At 50.7% G+C, this 633-nt stretch carries 2 protein-coding genes; both read right to left on the reverse strand.

Translation table 11 applies throughout. The features are described 5' to 3' along the window. Positions 1-438: hypothetical protein (locus tag ACKAE7_RS21165; protein ID WP_408980243.1), on the reverse strand; the 438-nt coding region annotated here is incomplete at its 3' end. 37 nt (positions 439-475) lie between these two features. Further along, on the reverse strand, positions 476-633 hold a 158-nt coding region (locus ACKAE7_RS21170), incomplete at its 5' end, for a DUF6471 domain-containing protein (RefSeq protein WP_408980244.1).

Below are 633 nucleotides of genomic sequence, written 5' to 3' on the forward strand. Positions count from 1 at the left end.
GTCAAATTCGACGCTGAGATATGGCCGAACTTGCGCCTGACCTACAGTCTCCGAGATATTAATCGAACGCTTGGTCTGGTGCAGAGACATAAAGAGGCCGATGACGCCTCCAATGCTGATTATAACGCCCCCGATGCCAACGATGAGCGTGAAGAAAGCCCACTTCGCCATATCCTGCTGGGCCTGCAGATCCTTATCGGAGGTGTCCTTTTCTATAAAGGAATTAAGTGCTTTCTTGAGGCATTCAGGTTCGATAAGCCCTCCGGCGTCAGCGACCGGGCATTTGCTTATAACTTCATCTGCGGACTTTCTTTTATATCCCTCTCTCTCGCGCTCATATTTAGCATACTCTTCAATCCCTACATTATATTCATGATAGGCGGCTGAGAGCATCGTCAGGGCGATGAATAAGAAATACGCTGCGGCACCTAGCGCCAACAGCACTCTAGTCCAATAAAATATCGCTTTCTGAATGTTATACGGCGGCATCATCTATCATGATAGATCGCGCGCCGACTGCCGCGAGACATTGCAGCATGAACACCGCGGTGAATTTCCCCCGCGCGAGCTTATTGCGGATGTTCGGCTCTGTCTCGCTGACTCCGATAGCCGCCAGCTTTTCGACAAGCTGGG

This window comes from Pseudarthrobacter sp. NKDBFgelt, from assembly GCF_046097905.1.
In the GTDB taxonomy this organism is placed as follows: Bacteria; Actinomycetota; Actinomycetes; order Actinomycetales; family Micrococcaceae; genus Arthrobacter; species Arthrobacter polychromogenes.